Genomic DNA, 1,236 nt, shown 5'->3' on the forward strand with positions numbered 1-1,236 from the left:
CAGCTCCTTGTATCTCGACTATCGCTCCATCAGGAGCGATAGTTCTCGACTGATCATCGAGGGAGGGTTCTGGAAGCCGTGCAGCTCCTTAGGCTTTATGCCTGTGACGTAGATTGTGCTCCAGCCCTCCACACTCACTCGTATAGTTCGAACGGTATCTTGGGCCCGTCTCTGGCGAGAGCCCGCATTCGCAAGGTTGGACAGAGTGCAGTGATGATCGCCATTGATTTGATTGGGAGAGGGATATGTCCAGTTTTGTCGGCGTCGATATCGCTAAAAACACCTTTGATATCGCAACACACCTGCCAAACGGCAAGCACAAAACCAAAGCCAAACTGGCTAACGACGCCAAGGGTTTCAAAGAGTTTGAAGCTTGGCTGCTCAAGCAGGCCGAGCCTTCGGCGCTGATCGTGATGGAAGCCACCAGTGTCTATCACCTGGAACTCGCCGAGTTCGTCTACAACAAGGGCTACCGGGTCTGCGTGGTCAATCCGGCCACGACCCATGCGTACGCCGCCAGCGAATTGCGCCGGATCAAAACCGACAAGAGCGATGCCAAACTGATCGCTGATTTCGCCCGGGAAAAGGCTCAGAAACTCAAACTGTGGGCGCCGGAGCCGCCGAAATATCGCCAGTTGAAAGCCATGGTTCGCCGCCTTGATGACCTTCAGGAAATGGAGCAAATGGAGCTCAATCGCCTGGAGGTATCTGACGAAAAGGTCAAAGACTCGATCAACTCTGTGCTGCGTCACATCGAAAAAGAAATCGCTGAAACGCACAGAGCAATCAAAAACCACATTGATGATGACCCGGACATGCGTCAGATGCGCGACCTGATCGTGACCATTGACGGTATCGGGGAGAAAACGATCGAGCGATTGCTGGCTGAGCTGGGCGACCTGCGTCAATACGACGATCCACGAAAATTGGTCGCTGCTGCTGGGTTGAACCCAAAACTACAGGACTCGGGGCTGCTCAAAGGACGAACCGTGATTTCGAAGATCGGCTCCGCGCGCGTGCGGGCAGGCCTATACATGCCCGGTTTGGTGGCGCTGCGGCATAACGAGGCGATCATCGCCATGAAAGATCGCCTGAAGGCCAACGGAAAGGCCCCCAAGCAGATCATCTGTGCGGCGATGCGCAAACTGCTGCATTTCGTTTACGGAGTGCTCAAGTCGGGCCAACCCTTTGACCCGAAACTTGCGCTTGCTCGATGAGAAGCAAGACGGTATCTAC

The 1,236-nt window shown here is 54.6% G+C and carries 1 protein-coding gene; it reads left to right on the forward strand.

Annotation, left to right across the window (positions count from 1 at the left end; all coding sequences use genetic code 11):
* The first annotated feature begins 245 nt into the window (after window positions 1-245).
* A complete protein-coding gene (locus CKW19_RS28195) occupies window positions 246-1,217 on the forward strand; it encodes an IS110 family transposase (protein WP_095061784.1) in 972 nt (323 codons plus the stop codon).
* Window positions 1,218-1,236 lie beyond the last annotated feature (19 nt).

The sequence above is a fragment of the Pseudomonas sp. Irchel s3f7 genome, assembly GCF_900187615.1.
In the GTDB taxonomy this organism is placed as follows: domain Bacteria; phylum Pseudomonadota; class Gammaproteobacteria; order Pseudomonadales; family Pseudomonadaceae; genus Aquipseudomonas.

What these genes read in the sequence shown, in the direction of transcription:
- CKW19_RS28195 (WP_095061784.1), top strand. Translation starts at nt 246, where the DNA reads ATGTCCAGTTTTGTCGGCGTCGATATCGCTAAAAACACCTTTGATATC.